The sequence below is a fragment of the Plantibacter flavus genome (assembly GCF_051487245.1).
GTDB classification, from domain to species: Bacteria; Actinomycetota; Actinomycetes; order Actinomycetales; family Microbacteriaceae; genus Plantibacter; species Plantibacter flavus_B.
Genome location: NZ_JAHVDH010000006.1, coordinates 241,144 through 254,210, shown reverse-complemented (window position 1 = coordinate 254,210; position 13,067 = coordinate 241,144). Strand labels below are relative to the sequence as shown.

The 13,067-nt window shown below is 68.8% G+C and carries 11 protein-coding genes; 7 read left to right on the top strand and 4 right to left on the bottom strand.

Annotated features, from left to right (window positions below; all coding sequences use genetic code 11):
* Positions 1-63: 63 nt before the first annotated feature.
* The gene (locus KXS11_RS16615; RefSeq protein ID WP_437386743.1) at positions 64-864 is read right to left on the bottom strand and encodes an isocitrate lyase/PEP mutase family protein; all 801 of its coding nucleotides are present in this window, start codon (positions 862-864) and stop codon (positions 64-66) included.
* Between the two features lie 227 nt (positions 865-1,091).
* Between KXS11_RS16615 and KXS11_RS16610 the strand changes: the two genes are divergently transcribed.
* The 6 genes from KXS11_RS16610 to KXS11_RS16585 all read left to right on the top strand — a co-directional run bounded on the left by KXS11_RS16610 (position 1,092) and on the right by KXS11_RS16585 (position 8,975).
* Complete coding sequence (locus tag KXS11_RS16610) at positions 1,092-2,213, top strand: LacI family DNA-binding transcriptional regulator (RefSeq protein WP_437386742.1); 1,122 nt, start codon at positions 1,092-1,094, stop codon at positions 2,211-2,213.
* 152 nt (positions 2,214-2,365) lie between these two features.
* Entirely contained in the window at positions 2,366-4,042 is a 1,677-nt protein-coding gene (locus KXS11_RS16605; protein WP_437386740.1) for an ABC transporter substrate-binding protein, read from the top strand.
* A gap of 3 nt (positions 4,043-4,045) precedes the next feature.
* Positions 4,046-5,023 carry an ABC transporter permease gene (locus tag KXS11_RS16600; RefSeq protein WP_437386739.1) on the top strand — a complete coding sequence of 326 codons (978 nt, stop codon included), beginning with the start codon at positions 4,046-4,048 and terminating at the stop codon, positions 5,021-5,023.
* Entirely contained in the window at positions 5,020-5,940 is a 921-nt protein-coding gene (locus tag KXS11_RS16595; RefSeq protein ID WP_437386738.1) for an ABC transporter permease, read from the top strand. Before KXS11_RS16600 ends, KXS11_RS16595 begins: the two co-directional genes overlap by 4 nt.
* The gene (locus tag KXS11_RS16590) at positions 5,937-7,703 is read left to right on the top strand and encodes an ABC transporter ATP-binding protein (RefSeq protein ID WP_437386737.1); all 1,767 of its coding nucleotides are present in this window, start codon (positions 5,937-5,939) and stop codon (positions 7,701-7,703) included. Before KXS11_RS16595 ends, KXS11_RS16590 begins: the two co-directional genes overlap by 4 nt.
* Positions 7,704-7,796: 93 nt before the next feature.
* Complete coding sequence (locus tag KXS11_RS16585) at positions 7,797-8,975, top strand: glycoside hydrolase family 1 protein (protein ID WP_437386736.1); 1,179 nt, start codon at positions 7,797-7,799, stop codon at positions 8,973-8,975.
* A gap of 497 nt (positions 8,976-9,472) precedes the next feature.
* Here the strand turns inward: KXS11_RS16585 and KXS11_RS16580 are convergent, their stop codons facing one another.
* A complete protein-coding gene (locus KXS11_RS16580) occupies positions 9,473-10,339 on the bottom strand; it encodes a hypothetical protein (RefSeq protein ID WP_437386735.1) in 867 nt (288 codons plus the stop codon).
* Positions 10,340-10,391: 52 nt separating this feature from the next.
* On the opposite strand from KXS11_RS16580, the gene KXS11_RS16575 reads away from it, so the two are divergent.
* A complete protein-coding gene (locus KXS11_RS16575) occupies positions 10,392-11,087 on the top strand; it encodes a MarR family winged helix-turn-helix transcriptional regulator (RefSeq protein ID WP_437386734.1) in 696 nt (231 codons plus the stop codon).
* Between the two features lie 170 nt (positions 11,088-11,257).
* Here the strand turns inward: KXS11_RS16575 and KXS11_RS16570 are convergent, their stop codons facing one another.
* Positions 11,258-12,034 carry an SDR family NAD(P)-dependent oxidoreductase gene (locus tag KXS11_RS16570; RefSeq protein WP_437386733.1) on the bottom strand — a complete coding sequence of 259 codons (777 nt, stop codon included), beginning with the start codon at positions 12,032-12,034 and terminating at the stop codon, positions 11,258-11,260.
* Complete coding sequence (locus KXS11_RS16565; RefSeq protein ID WP_437386732.1) at positions 12,031-12,939, bottom strand: fumarylacetoacetate hydrolase family protein; 909 nt, start codon at positions 12,937-12,939, stop codon at positions 12,031-12,033. The genes KXS11_RS16570 and KXS11_RS16565 overlap by 4 nt, the downstream gene beginning before the upstream one ends.
* Positions 12,940-13,067 lie beyond the last annotated feature (128 nt).

Below are 13,067 nucleotides of genomic sequence, written 5' to 3'. Positions count from 1 at the left end.
CAGGTGGTGCAGCGGGGTGACACGCCGAGGCGTTCCTGAGAAAGGTCGTCCCTGTGCGGTGGGTCAGAGGGCGAACGGGAAGCCGAGGTCCTCGGGGTACTCGCCGAGAGCGGTGAGGTCGGTCGCCGCGCGCTGCAGCGCGGCGAGCGTGAGGCCGAGCGTGCCGGGGCCGAAGCTCACCCGCGAGACGCCGAGTTCAGCCAGTCGGCCGAGCGGCACGGCGCCCGGGTAACCGATGACGGAGATGCGCCCGTTGACCTGCTCGACCGCCTTCGCGACGAGTTCCTCGGTGCCGAGACCGAGGAAGAAGATCACGTCGGCCCCCGCCTCCAGGTAGGCGTTGGCGCGGGCGACGGCCTCGTCCCAGGCCTCCGGATCGCCCGCGAGGGTGTCGACGCGGGCATTGATGACGAGCGGGATCCCGGCGTCCTCGGCGCCGGCGCGCGCTGCGGCGACGCGGGCTGCGGCCTCTTCGATCGGGAACTGCGGGGCCTTCGCCGCGCCCACCGAGTCCTCGATGTTGATGCCGACGGCGCCCGACTCGACGATGAGGCGTCGGACGTTCTCGCGCACGCCGGCGGCGTCGTCCGCATAGCCCTTCTCGAAGTCGATCGTCACCGGCAGGTCGACGGCGCCGGCGATGATCGTCGCCGCGCGGATCGCCTCGTCGACGTCGAGTCCCTCGCCGTCCTCGAGCCCGCGCACGTTGGAGACGGAGTGGCTCGCGGAGGCCAGCGCGACGACGCCCGGAGCCTCGGAGACGACCTTGGCGGTGATGGCGTCCCAGACGTTCGTGACGATGAGGGGCGAACCCGGCTCGTGGAGCGAGTTGAGGTGGACGGCTTTCTCATGCTGAGTGGTCATGTCGGCAGTCTGCCAGCCCTCACCGACCAGTCGACCCCTTGCGCCCAGAATTCAGGGAATGTTGCGGCATGCGTCCCGGATGGCGTTCGACACGCCGGGTGCTCCACGGATCCGATCCGTGATTCCGCGCTGCCAGGGCTGGCTTCTCGCGGGTGCCCCGGGAGCCGGTGCAGCGGAGGGGGAACGGATGGCCTGCGTATCATGGGTGCCCGAAGGGAGGCGCAGCCATGTCCAAACCGCCGACCGTGTACGACGTCGCGCATCATGCGGGCGTCTCCATCGCGACCGTCTCCCGTGTCCTCAGCCGTCCTGACGACGTGAAGCCCGCGACGCGCGAGCGGGTGCTCGGCTCGATCGACGCCCTCGGCTATGTGCCGAGTGGGGCCGCTCGCGGCTTGGCCGCCCGTCGCACCGGCGTCATCGGCCTGTTCTTCCAAGGCCTCGACGCCATGGACGATCTCGGGGAGGTCGTGTTCGAGGGCGACGAGGCTGCCGCGGGTGGTGCCCGCATCGTGCGCGACGTCCCCGAGCGTTCCGACACCCGGACGTTGAACCTGTACTTCGACGAGGTGCTGCGCGGCTGTGAGCTCGAAGCCTGGCGGAGCGGTTTCGCCCTGCTGGTGGGCGTCGGCCGAGGCTCGACCGCGACGCAGACGGTGCGCGACATGGCCGGTCGCGTCGACGGGCTCATGGTCCTCGCGGGGAGTGCGAGCGAGGAGGAGTTGGCGCAGCTGTCGCGTCACGTCCCGATCGTCGTGATGGCCGGGCCCCGACGCGGCGACGACCTCGACCACGTGTCGGTGAGCAACGCCGAGGGCATGCGGGCGCTCGCTGCGCACCTGATCGACGATCTCGGGGCCCGCGACCTCGAGTACGTCGCCGGAAGCCTGGACTCGCCCGACGACGCCGAGCGCTGGGCGGGCTACCGTCAGGCGCTCACCGAGCGGGAGCTGGTGCCACCGGACGCACCCGTCCTGCGCGGCGACTTCACCCGGGAGGGCGGTCGACGGGTCGGCCGCGAACTGCTGGGCCGCGACGCGCTGCCGCGCGCGGTGGTCTGCGCGAACGACCAGATGGCGCTCGGGGTCATCGACGTCGCGCACATCGCCGGTGTCGCCGTGCCCGAGGAGTTGATCGTCACGGGATTCGACGGTATCGATGCGGGTCGTCTCTCGACGCCTCGCCTGACGACGGTTCGCCAGCCGATGGAGACGCTCGGACGGGTCGCCGTGCAGGCCCTCGGGCGCCGTCTCGGTGAGCCGAAGCTGCCGGCGATGTCCGTCCGCCTCCCCGTCGAGGTCCTGCTCCGCGAGAGCTCCGAGCCCGTCACGTCCGTCTCGGTGCCCTAACTCAGGAACGCGGCGGCGTGTCGGCGCCGGGCGAGGACGACAGGTATCGACACGCCGGAGGGTTCCTGAGAAAGGGAAATCGGAGTCGGGTTGCGCGAATGAATGTATGCGCTTACACTCAACCGGTACAGACCTGAGCAAGGACGGTGGCGATGACGCACACGACGCACGAGCGGACGAAGGTCCGCAGGCGCAGACGACTCGGAGCGGCGGCGATGATCGCCGCAGCGGCTCTGCTCGTCTCCGGCTGCAGCATTCAGATCAAGAGCGAGCAGGATCCCACGATCCCCGCCGACACGATGCTGCTGGCAGCCGACAAGGGCACCCCGATGCTCGAGAGGAACTTCAACCCCTACCTCGTGAACAAGCGGGCGGCCTCGAGCTACATCTACGAGCCGCTCGTCGTGATCAACGTGCTCGACGGCGAGGAGACCCCGTGGCTCGCCGAGAAGGTCGACCTTCCCGACGCTCGCACGATCGACTACACGATCCGCGACGGCGCGACCTGGTCGGACGGCGAGGCCTTCACCCCAGAAGACGTCATGTTCACCTTCGACCTCATCAAGAAGTTCCCGACGCTCGACGTCAAGGGTGCTTGGCAGCACATCGACACGATCGAGGTCAAGGGTCAGCACGTCATCATGCACCTGCTCGATGACGATGCTCCGGCCTCCGACATCATCTCCCAGACGCTCATCGTCCCCGAGCACATCTGGAAAGACGTCAAGAGCCCCGACACCTGGCGGAACCCCGACCCGGTCGGCACCGGCCCGTACGTCCTCGGCAACTTCTCCTCGCAGCAGTACACGATGGACAAGAACGAGAGCTACTGGCAGGCCGACAAGATCGAGGTCAACCACCTCGTGCTGCCCGCCTCCACGAGCGAGCTCGACATCGTCACCAAGGGCTTCGACTGGGCGTACGCGTTCATGTCGAACGTCGAGGGGACCTGGGTGGATGCGAACGCGAACAACAAGTACTGGTTCCCGCCGGGAGGTGTGATCAGCCTCGTCCCGAACATGGACGTCGCCCCCTTCGACAACGTCGACGTCCGCCGCGGCCTGGCCCTGGCGCTCGACCGCGACAAGATCGCCGACGCTGCCACCGAGGGCTATCTCGGTGCTGCCGGCCAGTCCGGCCTCATGCTGCCGAACCAGAACGCCGAACTCGACCCGACCATCCCGAACGAGGGGCTCATCGCTCAGGACACGGCCGGTGCACTCGAAGCCTTCGCGGCCGCCGGGTACACGCAGCAGGACGGCAAGCTCGTCGACGCGTCCGGCACCCAGTTCACCTTCTCGATCACCACCGCCAACGGGTACGCCGACTGGCTGCGGGCGGTGCAGGAGGTCCGCAAGGAACTCACCGCACTCGGCATCGACGTCCAGATCAAGCAGCCGCAGCCCCCGGGCTACCAACAGGCCATCCAGAGCGGTGACTTCCAGGTCGCGATGGGCGGCATGGGCGGTGGCATCATCTTCCAGGCCTACAACAACGGCTTCAACAGCGAGTTCGCGAAGCCCATCGGTGAGACCACGTCGAGCAACTTCGGTCGGTACAAGAACGCCGAGATGGACGAACTGCTCGCCCAGTACAAGCAGACGACGGATGAGGCGGCGCGCCTGGAGCTCAGTCACCGGATGCAGCAGATCGTCTACAACGACCTGCCCGTCATCGGCATGTACTACGGCGGACTCTGGGGCCTCTACAACGACGCGAAGCTCACCGGTTGGCCCGATGCGGACAACCCGTACGCGCCACCGCAGACCTACGACCAGACACCGCTGCTCGTCTTCACGCACCTCAAGCTCCGGAAGGACGGTGAGTAACCCATGTACCTCTTGCGCAAACTCGGGCTCTTCGTCCTCACACTGTGGGCTGCGGTCACGCTGAACTTCCTCCTGCCGCGGCTCATGCCCGGATCCCCGACCGACGCCGCGATCGCGAAGCTCGCGCAGAACGGGCCGGTGAGCGCGGCCACCCGCGCCGCCATCGAAGCCCAGCTCGGCGTGCCGGACGGCAACATGTGGGAGCAGTACGTCACGTACCTGCACCAGGTCGTCACCTTCGACTTCGGTGTCTCGTACACCTTCTACCCGCAGTCGGTGTCGGAGCTCATCTGGCAGGCGTTCCCGTACACGATCGTGCTCCTCGGCATCGTGACGATCGTCGCCTTCATCCTCGGCACCCTGATCGGTGTGCTGGCGGCCTGGCGTCGGAACACCTGGCTCGACGCGCTCCCGACCCTGACGGGCACCTTCGCAAGCACCTTCCCGTACTTCTGGACGGCGCTCCTGCTGCTCTTCTTCCTCGGCTACGTGGCCCACTGGTTCCCGACCTCGGGCGCCTTCGGGCCGACGGCAACGCCGGCCTTCACCTGGGACTTCATCGTCGACGTCGCGTACCACGCGGTGCTGCCGGCGCTGACGATCCTCGTGACGAGCCTCGGCGGGTGGATCATCGGCATGCGCAACGCGATGATCAACACCCTCGGTGACGACTACGTCACCTTCGCCGAGGCGAACGGCCTCCGAGGCCGCACGGTCGCCATCAAGTACGCGGCTCGGAACGCGATCCTCCCGAACCTCACCGGCTTCGGGCTCGCGCTCGGTGGTGTCGTCGGCGGCTCGATCCTCGTGGAGCAGGTGTTCGGCTACCCCGGAATCGGCTTCCTCCTGTTCAACGCGGTGATCGGACAGGACTACCCGCTCATGCAGGCGCTCTTCCTGCTCATCACGGTGAGCGTGCTCGTCGCCAACTTCCTCGTCGACATTCTGTACGGCGTACTCGACCCAAGGACCCGCCGATGACCACCACACAGCACGTCAAGACACTGCAGTCCGACGAAGCCGTCCGGCCGCCGCGGAGGTTCGCCTTCATCGGCCGTTCGGCAGCGACCCTCTGGGCCAACTGGAAGTCGCGCCTCGGGCTGATCATCCTCGCGTTCTTCGTCTTCGTGGCGATCTTCGCCCCGCTGCTGGCGCCGTACGGCGCGAGTCAGGACGGGTTCCCGCGGAACGCCGACTCGAGCCCCGAGCACTGGTTCGGAACGACGGCCGCCGGCGAGGACGTCCTCAGCCAGCTCATCTACGGTTCGCAGATCAGCGTCGCCGTCGGCTTCATCGCCGGCATCCTGTCGACGATCGTCGCCGTCCTGATCGGCCTCAGCTGGGGATACATCAAGGGGTTCGGCGCCGAGGTCGTGAACTTCATCGTCAACCTGTTCCTCGTGGTGCCCGGCCTGCCGCTGATGATCGTCATCGCCGCGTACCTGCAGAACGGTGGCCTCGTGATGATCGTGGCGGTCATCGTGATCACCGGCTGGGCGTGGGGTGCTCGCGTGCTCCGCAGCCAGACGCAGTCGCTGCGGTCCCGTGACTTCGTGACGGCGGCCCGGTTCTCCGGCGACCGACCGTTCCGCATCGTCTTCAACGAGATCCTGCCGAACATGACCTCGCTCATCGCCGGTGGGTTCTTCGGTGCGGCGACGAGCGCGATCCTCGCCGAGGCGGGCCTCGAGTTCCTCGGACTCGGCGACTCGTCGATCGTCAGCTGGGGCACGATCCTCTACTGGGCGCAGAACTCCAACGCGCTGCTCACCGGACAGTGGATCCTGCTGTTCGCCCCCGGCCTCTGCATCGCGCTCCTCGCGATGAGCCTCACCCTCATCAACTTCGGTGTCGACGCGATCAGCAACCCGCGCCTCCGTGAAGGGAAGTCACGATGAACGCGAACACCCAGACCATGTCCCCGGGTGCCGTCCCGGCCGCGAGCGGTGCGCTGCTCGAGGTCCGCGACCTGTCGGTGGTCTACGAGTCCACCGGTGCGGCACCCGTGCAGGCCGTCGATCACGTGTCGTTCTCGGTCGGTGCCGGTGAGTTCATCGGTCTCGTCGGTGAGTCCGGTTCCGGCAAGTCGACGCTCGGCTTCGCCGTGACACGTCTGCAGAAGCCGCCGGCACGCATCAACGGCGGCCAGATCCTCTTCGGCGACCGCGACATCCGTGAGCTCGGAACCGAGGAACTGCGCGAGCAGCGCCAGGGCGGGTTCGCGATGGTGCTGCAGTCGGGCATGAACGCCCTCAACCCGGTGCGCACGATCCGCAACCACTTCATCGACATCTTCAAGGCCCACGGCCATGTGTCGCGCGACCGCTGGGATGCGCGCATGTCGGAGCTCGTCCAGAAGGTCGGATTGACCCCGCAGGTGCTCGTCCGCTTCCCGGGTGAGCTGTCCGGGGGCATGCGTCAGCGTGTGTCGATCGCGCTGGCGCTGTCGCTCGAACCGCGACTCATGGTGTTCGACGAGCCGACCACCGCGCTCGACGTGCTCGTGCAGCACGCGATCATGGACACCATCACCGAGCTGCAGCAGTCGGAGGGCTTCACCGCCATCCTCATCAGCCACGACCTCGGGGTGGTGCTCGAGGCGACCCAGCGCGTGCTCGTCATGCACGAGGGTCGGATCGTCGAGGACGCCCCGAGCCGGGACATCCTCGAGCGCCCGCAGGACGAGTACACGAAGATGCTGCTCAGCCACTACGCCGACCCGCGTGCCGAGATCGTCGAGCTGCCGGGATTCCCCTCGCGGGCGAACCGCGGGACGGCACCGGTGGCCGGGACCACGACGAGCGTGCCGACCGCGACGAGTGCGAGCTCCGATTCCGGCAAGGCGTCCTCCCGTGCCGGCCGCTCGGCCGAGTCGGCGGTCATCGTCGAGGGCGTCTCGAAGATCTACCCGCCGCCGCGTCGTGGCGAGAGCCCGGTGACCGCCGTCGACGACGTGACGTTCACCCTCGAACCCGGCCAGTCGCTCGCGCTCGTCGGCGCATCGGGTTCCGGCAAGTCGACCATCGCGAAGCTCATCACGGGCATCGAGAAGCCGACGCACGGGACCGTGCGCTTCGGCGACCTCGACGTCGCGCAGCTGAACCGCAAGGGCATCCGGGACCTCCACAAGAACGTGCAGATGATCTTCCAGGACCCGTACGCCGCGCTGAACCCGCTGCACACCGTCGAGTACACGCTCACGCGGCCGGTGGTGAACTTCACCGGTCTGAAGGGTGACGCCGTCCGGAGGCGCGTACTCGAGCTGCTCGAGACGGTGGGACTCTCACCGGTCGAGCAGTTCGCGGCGAAGCTCCCGCACCAGCTCTCCGGTGGTCAGCGACAGCGTGTCGTGATCGCCCGGGCGCTCGCGAGCGACCCGCAGGTGCTCATCGCCGACGAGCCCGTGTCGATGCTCGACGTCTCGCTCCGCGCCGGTGTGCTGGCGCTGCTCGAGGACCTGCGCGAGCAGTGGGGCGTCTCGATGCTCTACATCACGCACGACCTGCTGTCGGCACGCCTCGTGACCGACAACATCATGGTGCTGAACCAGGGGCGCGTGGTCGAGCGCGGAGAGACGGCGAAGGTGCTCCAGCACCCGCAGGACCCGTACACGATCGAACTGCTCGACGCCGTGCCGAACCCGGCGCGCGCCAAGCGCTGACCTTTCCGGCGCTCGCTCACCCATTCGTGGGCGGGCGAGCGCCTGTTCGCCCAACAACGGGCGGACGAACCGCACGACGAACAGGAGACACCCGTGCTGACCTTCCCCGACGGCTTCCTCTGGGGCGCCGCAACCGCTGCCCATCAGATCGAGGGCAACAACATCAACAGCAACTGGTGGGTGCACGAGCATGAGGCTGGCACGAACATTGTCGAGCCCTCCGGCGACGCGATGGACAGCTACCACCGCTACCGCGAGGACATGCAGCTGCTCGCCGACGCCGGACTGAACACGTACCGCTTCAGCATCGAGTGGGCGCGCATCGAGCCGGAGCGCGGCATCGTCTCCCGGGCAGAGGTCGACCACTACCGCAGGATGGTCGACACCGCCCACGAACTGGGGCTCAACCCCGTCGTCACGCTCATGCACTTCACCGTGCCGCGCTGGTTCGAGCGCGACGGGTTCTGGCGGGCGAAGGACGCCGCCGACCTGTTCGCGCGGTACACGGAACTGACCCTGCCGATCGTGGGCGAGGGCGTCGACTACGTCTGCACGATCAACGAGCCGAACATCGCCGCGATGCTCGCCGGTGGTGAGGACGCCGCCAACCTCGTCGCCTACGGGCTGCCGAACCCCGACCTCGGAGTCGCCGACGCCCTGCTCGAATCGCACAAGCGGTCGCGCGAGGTGCTGTCGCAGGTGTCCGGGCTGAAGAGCGGTTGGACGATCGCGACGCAGGCGTTCCGCGCCAACGGTGAGCCGGGCTCCGAGGAGATGCTCCGCGAGTACGGCTACCCGCGAGACGACTGGTACCTCGAACAGTCGGCCGGCGACGACTTCCTCGGTGTGCAGGCGTACACCCGGACGTTCATCGGGCCGAACGGTCCGCTGCCCGTCGAGGAGGGTGTCGAGACGACACTGACCGGCTGGGAGTTCTACCCGCCGGCTGCCGCCGAAGGTGTGCGGAGCGCCTGGGAGCTGTCGGGTGGGGTGCCGATCATGATCACCGAGAACGGCATCGCCACGTCCGACGACACCCGTCGCATCGACTACACCGAGGGTGCGCTGCGGGACCTGCATGCGTGCATCCAGGACGGCATCCAGCTCGAGGGCTACCTGCACTGGAGCGCGCTCGACAACTACGAGTGGGCGAGCGGCTACCGGCCGACCTTCGGCCTCATCGCCGTCGACCGCGAGACCTTCGTGCGCACGCCCAAGCCGAGCCTCGCGTGGCTCGGCGGTGTCGCGCGGGCCAACGGCCTGACGGAGTAGCCACCGCGCACGAGTCGGTGCACAACTCCTGCGGTTGCTCCATAGGAAGTGCGGGATCGGCGCCGTAGCGCGGAAGGGTGCGCTCGCGCCTCGGCGGATGGCAGGAGTTGCGCGCAGGTAGCGCTGGTCTGTTTCGGGTTCCTCCCGGAGAACCAGGCGAGGTGCATCGCGTGTTCCGAACGGCGATCCCTGCATTCACAACTCCTGCAGGGCGATGCGGAACCGGCCGGTATTCGACGGCTGGACACGGCTCGCCTGCGGGCGCAGGAGTTGTGCACGGTCCCGGGCAGCGTCGGACGTGCATCTGTTGCCGCCGGACCGGTGTGCACAACTCCTGCCGCTGAGCGGTCCCCGGGTCTGTTGCGGGCTCCAGAGGCTGATTCGGCGAGGGCCGCAGGAGTTGTGCGCGGAAAGAGCCCCGGGCAGCGGTAGCTGCTCGGGGCTCTGTGCGTGCTGATCGGCTGGGGTCCGCATGGGCGGGAGGCGCCGGCGACCGATCAGCGGTTGCCGCGCGGGCCGCGACCGAACCGGCCACGTGGGCCGTGCTCGCGGGCCGTCTGCTCGTCCCAGCCGAAGGCTCGGGCGATGCTCTCGAGGCTCGCGAGCGTCGTCGCGAGGTCCTCGGGGGAGACGGCATCGGTGACGGTCTGACGCACCGCATCGACCTTCGTGCGCAGCGCGGCGTGTGCCTCTCGTCCGGCATCGGTGAGGGTGATGCCGGCGGCGTCGATCGTGACCCAGCCGCGAGCGGCGAAGTCCAGCACGACCTCTTCGGTGGAACGACGACGGCCGCGCGGGCCGTGCTGTCCGCGGAAGTCGTGGCCGAACGGAGCGCCGCCGACGTGTGCGCGTTCGAAGCCTGGGCGGAACGGGCCGCCTGCGCCGGGCCGGAAGCCTGGACCGAAGTGGCGTTCGTGGGTGGTGTCGCGTTCGTGATTGATGCCGCGTCCGTCGAGGGGGTGGCCGTGTTCGTGGTTCTTCGGCGGGGCGGCGCTCTCGGGACGCGCTGAGGCGTCGGCGCCGACAGTGGCATCTGCGGAGCGTTCGTCCCGCTCTGGGCGCTCGGCGCCATCAGGGCGTCCGAATCCGCGGCCTGGCCCGAATCCGCGGCGACGGCCGGGACCATGCGGGCTACGACGACGGGGTGGGAGCGCGGCGTCGATCTCGTCGACGCTCGTCGCGCCGGACTCGATCACGCTGAGCGTGCGCCAAGCGCGGCGGCCGAGGCCGTCCTCGGTGAGGGCGTCGTGCATCGATCGCTTGATCGAGTGGTCGACGGTGCGGAGCCAGGAGCCGAGCGGGCGCTCGACGGTCTGGCCGATGGGCTGGTGTGACTGGTCTGAAGTGACGTCTGTGGTGTTCATGAGTGATCTCCTATTTGCATGCTCTGTTACATGTAAATGTATAATGACATGTATGTCGGATGATCGTCAAGCGCAGCCCAGCGAACCCACAGGAACGGACGCCGTCCAGCTCATCGAGCAGGCCCTCGTGCAGATCCGTCGAGACCAGTCGAGGCGCCACCCGGGTGGTCGCGGCGGGCGCGGTGGCCCGGGCGGCCCACATCGCGGTGAGCACGGGCAGCGTGGCGAGCAGCATGGCCACGCTGCAAGCGACGAGGATTCCAGCCGAGGGCGCGGTCGTGGACCCGGCTTCGGCCCCGGTTTCGGCGGCCCATGGGGCCCGGGTGCCGGTGCTGCCTGGGGTCCGGGCGGCGGGCGACACCCGCGCGAGGCGGCCATCGCCCAGGCGGCTCGATTCCGCATGCTCGACGCGCTCGCCCGGCCGGAGGTCGCCGAGGGGATGGGGATCAGTGCGCTGGCCGAGGCGATCGGGGTCGATCAGCCTCGCGCGAGTCGGTTGGTGGCTGAAGCGACGAAGCGTGGCGAGGTCGCCCGCGCGGTCGATCCGAACGACGGTCGGCGCAGTGTCGTGCAGCTCACCGCCAGCGGGCGGTCGGTGCTCCAGGAGGCGCATCGGGGTCGTCGCGACGCGGTCACGACCGCCCTCGCCGACTTCTCCGAGGAGGAGGCCGCGCAGTTCGCCGCCTACCTCACCCGCTTCGTCGCCGCTTGGCCCCGTGCCGGTGCAGCGGAGTCGCCCGACGAATGAGTCGCTCGCTGTCCGGGCATCGCGCACCTGCCTCACTCAGGACCCGGGCGGCGCGTCGGCCCGGATGGGCGCTGCCTGAGCCCGACACGCCGACGCGTTCCTGAGTTAGGGAATGGGTTCCTGCGTTGGGGGGTGGGTTCTGGGGGGGCGTCGGGAGAGACGGACGGTGGCTACTCCGGGCGGAGGCGGAGCTCGTGCATGCCGCCGTCGACGGCGAGGGAGACGCCTGTGGTGGATCCGGAGCGCGGGCTCGCCAGATAGGCGACCGCACCGGCGACCTCATCGGCCGAGACGAGTCGGCCGTGCGGCTGCCGGGCCTCGAGGGCGGCGCGCTCGGCCACCGGGTCTGCAGCCGACTCCAGCAGACGACCGATCCACGGGGTGTCCGCAGTACCGGGGCTCACGCAGTTCACGCGGACGCCCTCGCGGAGGTGATCGGCGGCCATCGCGCGCGTGAGCGCCAGCACGGCGCCCTTCGTCGCGGAGTACAGGGCGCGCTGGGGGAGTCCGGCGGTCGCCGCGATGGAGGCCGTGTTGACGACGGCGGCCGACGGTGACTCGCGCAGGTGCGGCAGGGCTGCTCGCGTCACCCGGGCCATGCCCACCACGTTGATGTCGAACACCCGGTGCCACTCCTCGTCGCTGTTGTCCTCGACGCTGCCCTGCGCTCCGATACCGGCGTTGTTCACGACGATGTCGATCCGCCCGAAGTGTGCGACCACTGCGTCGACGGCTGCGCGCACGGATGCGTCGTCGGCCACGTCCGCCTGTACGGAGAGGCGGGTCGCCGAGTCCGCGGCGGTCGACGGATTGAGGTCGAGGATCGCGACGCTCGCACCGTCCGCGGCCAACCGGTCAACGATCGCCGCCCCGATGCCCGATGCGCCGCCCGTCACGACGGCGACGAGCCCGGCGAACTCACCGGGGCGAGCCGCCGTGGCGCTCACGCGCGCGCTCCGAGCGCCTCGGCGGGCTTCGCGGCGGGTGCGACGCCGGGGACCGGTTCGGTGAAGCGCTGACGTTGGCGACCGAGTCCTTCGATCTCGACCTCGCACACGTCACCGGGGGAGAGGTACGGGAACCGGCCGGACAGTGCGACGCCCTCCGGGGTACCGGTGAGGACGAGGTCTCCGGGCTCCAGCTGCACGTACTGGCTGAGGTGCCAGATGACGGTGTCGACGTCGAAGATGAGGTCGGCGGTGTTCGAGTCCTGGCGCGGCTCGCCGTTCACCCAGCTCTGCAGACGGAGCGCACCGGGGTCGACCTCGTCTGCGGTGACGAGCCATGGCCCCGTCGGGTTGAAGCCCGGTGCGCACTTGCCCTTCGACCACTGTCCACCGCTCGCCGCCATCTGGAAGTCGCGTTCCGAGACGTCGTTGGCGGTCACAAAGCCGGCGATGCGACTGCGTGCCTGGGCCGGACTGTCGAGGTATGCGGTGCGCTCGCCGATGACGACGCCGAGCTCGACCTCCCAATCGGTCTTCGTGCTGCCGCGGGGGATGCGGACGTCGTCGTTCGGCCCGACCACCGTGTTGGGCGTCTTCAGGAACATGATGGGGATCTCCGGCGGTGCAGAGCCGGACTCGGCGGCGTGTGCCGCGTAGTTCATGCCGATGCAGATGACGGCGCTCGGGCGGGCGATCGGGGCGCCGATGCGGAGGTCGTCCGCGCCGTCGAGTGCGGGCAGTGAGCCTGCTTCGAGGGCTGCGCGCACCCGTTCGACTCCGCCGCCGGCGAGGAAGTGGCCGTCGATGTCGCCCGTGATCGAGCGGAGGTCGTAGGCGGTGGTGCCGGTGCCGTCGAAGACGACGGGGATCTCCGCGTCCACGGTGCCGAGTCTGGCGAATCGCATGCTGGTCCTTCCGGGTGCGCCGGGGTCCGCAGCTGCCTGAGGCCCGGCTTCGTAGCCGATAACATCTGAACTCTAGCTCGAACCGCATCCGATTTGGGCGGTGAAATCCTCTGCGAGGAGAGATTGAC

Bases quoted from the DNA above. Each gene is read 5' to 3' on its own strand.
- KXS11_RS16615 (WP_437386743.1), bottom strand. From the start codon at position 864: ATGACCACTCAGCATGAGAAAGCCGTCCACCTCAACTCGCTCCACGAG.
- KXS11_RS16610 (WP_437386742.1), top strand. From the start codon at position 1,092: ATGTCCAAACCGCCGACCGTGTACGACGTCGCGCATCATGCGGGCGTC.
- KXS11_RS16605 (WP_437386740.1), top strand. From the start codon at position 2,366: ATGACGCACACGACGCACGAGCGGACGAAGGTCCGCAGGCGCAGACGA.
- KXS11_RS16600 (WP_437386739.1), top strand. From the start codon at position 4,046: ATGTACCTCTTGCGCAAACTCGGGCTCTTCGTCCTCACACTGTGGGCT.
- KXS11_RS16595 (WP_437386738.1), top strand. From the start codon at position 5,020: ATGACCACCACACAGCACGTCAAGACACTGCAGTCCGACGAAGCCGTC.
- KXS11_RS16590 (WP_437386737.1), top strand. From the start codon at position 5,937: ATGAACGCGAACACCCAGACCATGTCCCCGGGTGCCGTCCCGGCCGCG.
- KXS11_RS16580 (WP_437386735.1), bottom strand. From the start codon at position 10,339: ATGAACACCACAGACGTCACTTCAGACCAGTCACACCAGCCCATCGGC.
- KXS11_RS16575 (WP_437386734.1), top strand. From the start codon at position 10,392: ATGTCGGATGATCGTCAAGCGCAGCCCAGCGAACCCACAGGAACGGAC.
- KXS11_RS16565 (WP_437386732.1), bottom strand. From the start codon at position 12,939: ATGCGATTCGCCAGACTCGGCACCGTGGACGCGGAGATCCCCGTCGTC.